This is a genomic window from Salinispora goodfellowii (assembly GCF_059570675.1).
Genome location: NZ_JCANTD010000016.1, coordinates 88253 through 98122, shown reverse-complemented (window position 1 = coordinate 98122; position 9870 = coordinate 88253). Strand labels below are relative to the sequence as shown.

Annotated in this window: 1 pseudogene; it reads left to right on the top strand. The window is 77.2% G+C overall.

Annotated elements, in window-relative coordinates:
- Nucleotides 1-2 precede the first annotated feature (2 nt).
- A pseudogene (locus T398_RS16270) lies at nucleotides 3-9791 on the top strand (type I polyketide synthase); the annotation flags it as partial.
- Nucleotides 9792-9870: the final 79 nt, after the last annotated feature.

Sequence of the window (9870 nt, the reverse complement as noted above, 5' to 3'; positions counted from 1 at the left end):
ACAACGAGGAGAAACTGCGCGGCTACCTGGCGCGGGTCATCGCCGAGTTGCACGACACCCGCCAGCGGCTGCGCACCGCCGAGTCGGGTGACCAGGAACCGGTCGCGATCGTCGCGATGGGCTGCCGGCTGCCCGGCGGCGTCACCGGACCCGACGACCTGTGGCGACTGGTCGCCGGCGAGGTCGACGCGGTCGGCCCGATCCCCGCCGACCGCGGCTTCGACCTGGCCGACCACTACGACCCGGACCCGGACCACCCCGGCACGACGTACTCCGCCGCCGGCGGATACGTGGCCGACGCGACCATGTTCGACAGCGGATTCTTCGGCATCAGCCCACGCGAGGCGCTCGCGATGGACCCGCAGCAGCGGATGATCCTGGAGGTGTGCTGGGAGACCGTGGAACGGGCCGGCATCGCCCCCACCGCGCTGCGCGGCACCCCCACCGGCGTCTTCCTCGGCGCCAGCTCGCTCGGCTACAGCGCCGGTGCGGTCGGCGCGGCCACCGGGTCCGAGGGCTACCTGGTCACCGGCAGCTCGCTGTCGGTGGTGTCCGGTCGCGTCGCGTACGTCCTGGGCACCGAGGGCCCGGCGCTCACCGTGGACACCGCCTGCTCGTCGTCGAGCGTGAGCCTGCACCTGGCCACCCAGGCGCTGCGCCGGCAGGAGTGCACGCTGGCCATCGCCGGCGGCGTGACGGTCATCCCCAACCCGATCAGCGTGCTGGAGCTCAGCCGCCAGCGGGTGCTGGCCGCCGACGGCAGGTGCAAGGCGTTCGGCGCCGGCGCGGACGGCATGGGCTTCGCCGAGGGTGCCGCGGTGCTGCTCCTGGAACGGCTCGACGACGCGCGCCGCAACGGCCACGAGGTGCTCGCGGTGATCCGCGGCTCGGCGGTGAACTCCGACGGCGCCTCCAACGGTCTGACCGCGCCGAGCGGGCCGGCGCAGCAGCGCGTCATCCGGGCGGCGCTGGCCGACGCCCGGCTCTCGCCCGAGCACATCGACACCGTGGAGGCGCACGGCACCGGCACCCCGCTCGGCGACCCGATCGAGGCCCGGTCGCTGATCGCCACGTACGGCCGGCAGCGACCGCCGGGCCGACCGCTGCACCTCGGCTCGCTGAAGTCCAACATCGGCCACGTCCAGCAGGGCGCCGGCGTCGCCGGTGTGATCAAGATGGTGCTGGCGATCCGCCACGGCCTGCTGCCCCGCACCCTGCACGCCGACGTCGCGACGCCGCACGTCGACTGGGGCGCGGGCGACGTCAGCCTGCTCACCGAGGCCCGGCCGTGGCCGGAGACCGGCGCGCCGAGGCGGGCGGCGGTCTCCTCGTTCGGGATCAGCGGCACCAACGTGCACACCATCATCGAACAGGCCCCGGCCGCCGAGCCCGCGCCGCCGCGTCAGCCGCGACCGGAACCCGGGCCGCTGCCCTGGGTGGTCACCGGCCGCACCCCGGAGGGGCTGCGGGCGCAGGCGGGACGGTTGCGGGCGTTCGTCGCCGACGCCGACGACCTCGACCGGGCCGACGTGGCGTGGTCGCTCGTCGCCGCCCGGGGCCGGCACGAGCACCGGGCGGTGGTGGTGGCCGCGGACACCGACACCGCCGCCGCCGGGCTGGCCGCGGTCGAGGCGGGCGAGCCGTCGCCGTACGCGCTGACCGCCTCGGCCGGCTCGGGCCGGCTCGCCTTCCTCTTCCCGGGACAGGGCGTCCAGCGCCCCGGCATGGGGCGTGAGCTGTACGCGGCGTACCCGGCGTTCGCGACGGCGTTCGACGAGGTGTGCGCGGCCTTCGCGCCGCTGCTCGACCGGCCGCTGCGGGACCTGGTGTTCACCGCGACCGACGCGGCGCTGCTCGACCGCACCACGTACACCCAACCGGCGACGTTCGCCGTCGAGGTGGCGCTGTTCCGGCTCTTCGAATCCTGGGGGGTCAGACCCGACTACCTGCTCGGGCACTCGTTCGGCGAGGTGGTCGCCGCGCACGTCGGCGGCGTGCTCACGCTCGCCGACGCCTGCGAGCTGGTCGCGGCGCGGGGCCGACTGATGGACGAGCTGCCGCCCGGCGGCGTGATGATGGCGGTCCGGGCGAGCGCCGACGAGGCCCGCGAGGCGCTCGCCGGTTACCCGGGCCGGGTCGACCTGGCCGCGATCAACGGACCGTCCTCGGTGGTGGTCTCCGGCGACCGCGACGCGGTCGAGGAACTGGCCGCCCACTGGCGGGCCGCCGGCCGCAAGACCACGATGCTGCGCGGCGGGTACGCGTTCCACTCCGCCCGGATGGACCCGATCCTGGCCGAACTCGGCGCGGTCGGCGGGCGACTGGCGCACGCCGAGCCCACCATCCCGATCGTCTCGGACCTGACCGGTGCCCCGGCCGGGCCGGAGATGCGCTCCGGCGACTACTGGGCGCGGCACGCCCGCTCGGCCGTACGCTTCGCCGACGGGGTCGAGTGGCTGCGCCGCGAGGGCGTCACCCGCTTCCTCGAACTCGGCCCGGACGGCACCCTCACCGGCCTGGTCCGGCTCGCCCTCGACGAGGCCCCGGCCGCCGGCGCCCCGGGCGGCGAGGAGCCCGCGCTGGCGACCGCGCTGCGCGCGGACCGCCCGGAGCCCGAGGCCGCCGTGCGCGCGCTGGCCCAGCTGCACGCCCACGGCGTCGAGGTCGACTGGGCCGCGTTCTTCGCCGCCGCGCGTCCCCGGCTCAGCCCGCTGCCGACCACCGCGTTCCTGCGGCAGCGTTACTGGATCGACGCGCCGGCCGGGGAACCCGCCCCGCCGGCCGGCCCGGTGGATGCGGCGGAGACACTGTTCTGGGAGGCGGTCGAACGCCGCGACGTCGACGGCGTCGCCGGCACGCTGGGGCTCGACCCCGCCGACCGGCTCCGGGACGTGCTGCCCGCGCTCTCCGCCTGGCGCAGCCGTCGCCGCACCGCGTGCACTGTGGACTCCTGGCGCTACCGGACCACGTGGAAGCCGGTGACCGACCTGCCGTCCGGGGCGCTCGGCGGCACCTGGCTGCTGGTGCACGACGCCGCCGACGCCGCCGGGGCGGCCGAGGTGACCGCCGCGCTGCGCCGGGCCGGGGCCGAGGTGCGCGCCCTCGCCGTCGACGCGGCGGCCACCGGCCGGGCCGAGCTGACCGGTCTGCTGCCGGACGCGCTCGCCGGGGCCGACCCGGCCGGCGTCGTCTCGCTGCTCGCCACCGTCGAGACGCCGATGACCGGGGCGGACGCCGTCCCGGCCGGGCTCGCCGCCACCGTCGCGCTGGTGCAGGCGCTCGGCGACGCGGGCACGCCGGCCCCGCTCTGGTGCCTGACCCGCGGCGCGGTCTCGACCGGCCGGTCCGATCGGCAGCTCAGCGTCGCGCCGGCCCAGGTGTGGGGCTTCGGCCGGGTCGCCGCGCTGGAACTGCCGGACCGCTGGGGCGGCCTGGTCGACCTGCCGCCGGAGTTGTCCGAGCGGGACGGCCGGCGGCTCGCCGGCGTGCTCGGCGGCGGACACGGCGAGGACCAGCTCGCGGTGCGCGGCTCCGGCGTCCTGGCCCGTCGCCTGGTCCGGGCCGCGCCGGCGTCGGCCGGCGACACCCGGTGGGCGACGGACGGGACCGTCCTGGTCACCGGCGGCACCGGCGCCCTGGGCGCCACGATCGCCCGCTGGCTGGCCGACCGGGGCGTCCCGCACGTGCTGCTGGTCAGCCGGCGCGGACCGGACGCGCCGGGCGTGGACGAGCTGGTGGCCGAGCTGACCGGGCGCGGCACCGCGGTGACGGTGGCGGCCTGCGACGTCGCCGACCGCGCCGCGCTGGCCGGGGTGCTGGCCGCGATCCCCGCCGACCGCCCGCTGACCGGGGTCGTGCACGCCGCCGCGGTCGTCGACGACGGGGTGATCGACACGCTCGACCCGGCCCGGCTCGACACCGTGCTGCGCGCCAAGGCGGGCGCGGCCGAGGTGCTCGACGAGCTGACCGCCGACCGGTCGCTGTCGCTGTTCGTCCTGTTCAGCTCCATCGCCGGTACGATCGGCGCGGCCGGTCAGGCCAGCTACGCCGCCGCCAACGCCGCCCTGGACGCGCTGGCCCGCCGCCGCCGCGACCGGGGACGGGTGGCGACGTCGATCGCGTGGGGCGCGTGGGCCGGCGCCGGCCTGGCCGACGACGAGGTCGTGCGGCGCCGGCTGCGGACCGCCGGGGTGCCGCCGATGGACCCGGCGACCGCGATGTCGGCCCTGGCCGCCGCCGTCGACCAGGGCGAGACCGAGCTCGCCGTGGTGGACGTCGACTGGCCGCGGTTCGCCGCCGCGTTCACCGCCACCCGGCCCGGTCCGCTCATCGCCGACCTGCCCGAGGTGCGGGCGGTCGCCGCCGAACCGGGCGCCGCCGCCGAGGAGCCGACCGGCTCGCTCGCCGAGCGCCTCGCCGCCGCCGACCCGGACGCGCGGGCGGCCATCCTGCTGGACCTCGTCCGTGGGCACGCCGCGCTCGTGCTCGGCCACCCGTCCGGCGACGCCATCGAACCGGCGAAGGCGTTCCGCGACCTCGGATTCGACTCGCTCACCGCGCTCGACCTGCGCAACCTGCTGGCCGGTGCCACCGGGTTGCGGCTGCCGGCCACGCTGGTCTTCGACTACCCGACCCCGCACGACCTCGCCGGCCACCTGCTCGACGAACTGGTGACCGGGCTGGGCCCGGCCGCCACGCCGGACCCGACCGCCGCGCCCACCACCGAACCGCTCGCGATCATCGGGATGGCCTGCCGGTTCCCCGGCGGCGTCCGGTCGCCCGAGGAGCTGTGGCGGTTGCTGTCGGAGGGCCGCGACGGGGTCGCCGGTTTCCCCACCGACCGGGGCTGGCCGGAGATCCGGGACGCGGGCTTCGCGCCCGAGGGCGGCTTCCTGTACGACGCGGCGCTGTTCGACCCGGGCCTGTTCGGGATCTCGCCGCGCGAGGCGGTCGCCATGGACCCGCAGCAGCGGCAGTTGCTGGAGACCGCCTGGGAGACGTTCGAGCGGGCCGGGTTGGACCCGCGCTCGCTGCGCGGCAGCGCCACCGGCGTGTTCGTCGGCGGCGCGTCGACCGGCTACGGCGTGGGCGTCGCGCTGCCGCCGGACGCCGAGGGCCACTGGCTGACCGGTAACGCCGGCAGCGTGATGTCCGGCCGGATCTCCTACACGTTCGGCCTGGAGGGGCCGGCCGTCACCATCGACACGGCGTGCTCCTCGGCGCTCGTCGCCCTGCACCTGGCGGCGCAGGCGCTGCGCCGGGGCGAGTGCGCGATGGCGCTCGTCGGCGGCGTGACCGTGATGCCGACCCCGGCGGTGTTCGCCGAGTTCGGCAAGCAGGGCGGGCTCGCCGCCGACGGCCGGTGCAAGCCGTTCGCCGCGGCGGCCGACGGCACCGGCTGGTCCGAGGGCGCCGGGTTGGTGCTGCTGGAACGGCTCTCCGACGCCCGGCGCCACGGCCACGAGGTGCTCGCCGTGGTGCGGGGGACGGCGGTCAACTCCGACGGCGCGTCCAACGGGCTCACCGCCCCGAACGGCCCGTCGCAGCAGCGGGTGATCCGCCAGGCCCTGGCCGACGCCGGGTCCACCCCGTGCGAGGTGGACGCGGTCGAGGCGCACGGCACCGGCACCACGCTCGGCGACCCGATCGAGGCGCAGGCGCTGATCGCCACGTACGGGCGGGACCGGCCCGTGGACCGTCCGCTGCGGCTGGGCTCGGTCAAGTCGAATCTCGGGCACACCCAGTTCGCCGCCGGCGCGGCCGGGCTGATCAAGATGGTGCTCGCGTTGCGCCACCACGAGCTGCCCCGATCGCTGCACATCGACGCACCCACCCCGCACGTCGACTGGGCCGCCGGCTCGATCGAGCTGCTCACCGAGCCGGTACCGTGGGCGCCCGGGCAGCGCCCGCGCCGGGCCGGCATCTCGGCGTTCGGCATCAGCGGCACCAACGCCCACGTCATCGTGGAGGAGGCGCCGCCGGCCCCGGTCGGGGACGAGCCCGCCGGACCGCCGGTGCCGGTGCCGGTGCCGGTGCCGCTGGCCGCCCGGACCGCCGACGGGCTGCGCGCCCAGGCCGCGCGCCTGCGCGCCGCCGTCGCCGAGGGCGTGGACACGCCGGTGGACGTCGGCTTCACGCTGGCCACCGGGCGGGCCGCGCTCGACCACCGGGCGGTCGTGCTCGCCGCCGACCGCGCCGAGCTGTTGGCCGGGCTGGACGCGCTGGCGACCGGCGACCCCGACGCCGGGGGAGTGCCGCACGGCCGCGCCACCGAGGGCCGGCTGGCGATGATGTTCACCGGCCAGGGGGCCCAGCGACTCGGCATGGGCCGCGACCTCTACCACCGCTTCCCCGCCTACGCGGACGCCTTCGACGCCGCCTGCGCCCGCTTCGACGCCCTGCTGGAGCGCCCGCTGCGCGAGGTGCTGGACGCGGACGTCGAGGCCCTCGACCGCACCGGTTACGCCCAACCCGCGCTGTTCGCGGTCGAGGTCGCCCTGTTCCGCCTGCTGGAGTCGTGGGGAATCCGCCCGCACGCGGTGCTCGGCCACTCCGTCGGCGAGATCGTCGCCGCCCACGTGGCCGGCGTGCTGTCGCTCGACGACGCCTGCACGCTCGTCGCCGCCCGCGGCCGGCTGATGGACGACCTGCCGGCCGGTGGCGCCATGCACGCGGTGCAGGCCGACGAGGACGAGGTCCGCGCCGCGCTGCGCCCGGGCGTCGAGATCGCCGCGGTCAACGCGCCGCGCGCGGTCGTCGTGTCCGGCGACGAGGAGGCGGTCGACGCGGTCGCCGGGCACTTCGCCGGGCTGGGCCGGCGTACCAACCGGCTGCGCGTCTCGCACGCGTTCCACTCGGCGCGGATGGAGCCGATGCTGGCCGAGTTCGCCGGCGTGCTCGCCGGGCTGACCTACAAACGGCCGCGGATCACCGTCGTGTCCAACCTCACCGGCGAGCCGGTCGAGGAGTTCTCCGCCGCGTACTGGCTGCGCCAGGTCCGCGAGCCGGTGCGCTTCGCCGACGGGATCGGCCACCTCGCCGGGGCCGGCGTCACCCGGTTCGTCGAGGTCGGTCCGGCCGGCGTGCTGACCGGCATGGCCCGGCTCTCGCTGGCCGAGGACGACGCGACGCGCGTGGTGCCGACGCTGCGCGACGGGCGGGACCCGACCGGATCCGTCCTCGACGCGCTGGCCCGCCTGCACGTCGCCGGCGCGTCCCCGGACTGGGCGGCGGTCTTCGCCGGCTCGGGCGCCCGGCGGGTGCCGGTGCCGACGTACGCGTTCCAGCACCAGCGTTACTGGTTGACGGCCGAGCCGGCCGCCGACACCGCCGAGGCCACGCCGTGGCGGTACCGGGTCGCCTGGGCCGCGCTGCCCGACAGCACCCCGCGCACCCTGACCGGCGACTGGTTGGTCGTCGCGCCGGAGGAGCCGGCGGCCCGCGAACTGGCCGGCCGGATCGGCGCGGCCTTGCGGGCCCGAGGCGCGGCACCCACCGTGCTCACCGCGGTCGAGGTCGCGCCCGGCGCGTCCCCGGCCGGGGTGGTGTCGCTCGCGCCGACGCTCGACGCGACCGTCGACCTGGCGAACCGGGTCGACGCGCCGCTGTGGACGGTCACCCGGGGCGCGGTGACCCTCGGCCGCTCCGACGCGCCGGTGGACCCCGACCAGGCCGCGGTCTGGGGCCTGGGCCGGGTGCTCCCGCTGGAGCATCCGCGGCGCTGGGGCGGCCTGGTCGACCTGCCCGCCGTCGTCGACGACCGGGTGGTGGCCGAACTCGTCCGGGTCCTCGGCTCCGGCGCCGACGACCAGGTGGCGTTGCGACCGGCCGGCACGTTCGGCCGCCGGCTGGTCCGGGCGCCGCTGACCGCCGCGCCCGCGCCGTGGAAGCCGGAGGGCACCGTCCTGGTCACCGGGGGCACCGGTGCCCTCGGCCGCCGCCTGGCCCGGTGGCTGGCCGAGCGGGGCGCCCCGCACGTGGTGCTCGCCGGCCGCGCCGGCACGAGCGTGCCGGAGCTGGCCGAGCTGACCGCGTCGGGCACCCGGATCACGGTGGTGGCCTGCGACGTCACCGACCGGAGCGCCCTCGCCGGGCTGCTCGACCGGATCGGTGCCGACGAACCCCTCACCGCCGTCTTCCACGCCGCCGGGGTCCGCGACGACACCCCGCTCGCGGGCCTCACGCCGGCCTCCGTGGCGGCGGCGCTGGCCGCCAAGGTGACCGGCGCCCGGCACCTGGACGAGCTGACCCGGGACCTGCCGCTGTCGGCGTTCGTGCTGTTCTCCTCCGCCGCGGGCGTGTGGGGCGGCAGCCGGCAGGCCACCACGGCCGCCGCCGGCGCCTGGCTCGACGCCCTCGCCGAGCAGCGGCGGGCGGCCGGCCGGCCGGCCACGTCCGTCGCCTGGGGGCCGTGGGACGAGCCCGACGGTGTCTCCGGCGCGCCGGAGGTCCGCGACCGCCTGGCGCGTCTCGGCCTGCCGGCGATGGAACCCGGCGCGGCGCTGGTCGCGCTCGGCCAGGCGGTCGCGCTCGACGACCCCACGCTTGTCGTCGCCGACGTCCGCTGGCAACCGTTCGTCGAGACGATGACCGCGAGCGGCCCGCGGCCGTTCTTCGACGGCGTGCCCGAGGTACGCGGCCTGGCGGCCCGACCGCACTCGCCGGCCCCCGCGGCGCGGGAGCTGCGCGAGACGCTCCTCGCGGCACCCCCGCACGAGCGGCGGCCGGTCCTGCTCGACCTCGTCCGGGACCACGCCGCCCGGGTGCTCGGCCACCCGAGCGCCGACGCGGTGGGCGCCGACGACAAGTTCCTCGAACTGGGCTTCGACTCGCTCACCTCGATCGAGCTGCGCACCCGGTTGCAGGCGGCCACCGGCCTCACGCTGAGCCCCACGGCGGCGTTCGACCACCCGTCGGCGGTGCTGCTGGCCGCGCACGTGGAGCAGGCGCTGCTCGCCACGGCCGGGGTGACCGGCGACCCGGCGGCGCCGCTGCTGGGCATCGCGCCGGACGACGAGAACCCGGTCGGCCTGCTGAACTCGCTCTACCGCGAGGCGATCCGGACGAACCGGGTCGTCGACTTCATGAAGCTGGCGTACGAGGCGTCGCAGTTCCGCCCGTTCTTCACCGACCCGGCGCAGCTGTCCGACGGTCCGCACCCGGTCACCCTGGTGCGCGGCGACCGCACGCCGCGGCTGGTGTGCCACACCGGCACCACGGCGGCCGGCGGCCCGCACGAGTTCGCCCGGTTCGCCGCGGCGTTCCGCGGCGAGCGCGACGTGTCGGTGCTGCCGGTGCCCGGCTTCGGTCGCGGCGAACTGCTGCCGGCCGACGCGTACGTGATGCTCGCCTGGCAGGCCCGGTGCCTGCGGAACCTGGTCGGTGACGATCCGTTCGTCCTGGTCGGACACTCCGGCGGCGGGATCCTGGCGCACGCGCTGACCCGCTATCTGGAGGAGGAGGACGTGCAGCCGGCCGGCCTGGTGCTTGTCGACACCTATCCGCTGTCCCGGCCGATGCACGAGGTCTGGCAGAACGAGCTGTCCACCGGCGTGCTCGAGCGGCAGCACCAGTACGTGCCGATGGACGACGTCCGGCTCACCGCGCAGGGCCACTACGGCGTGATGACCGGCGGGTTCGAGGCCCGCGAGATCGAGACGCCGACGCTCGTGGTGCGGGCCACCGAGCCGCTGGGCCCGTGGGACCGCGACGACGACTGGCGGGCCGGCTGGGAGCTGCCGCACACCGCCGTCGACGTGACCGGCAACCACTTCTCGATCATGGCCGAGTACGCCGGCGAGACGGCCGCCGCGGTCACCGGGTGGCTGGCCGACCTGGGCTGAGGCACGGCGACGGGGCTCAGGCGAAAGC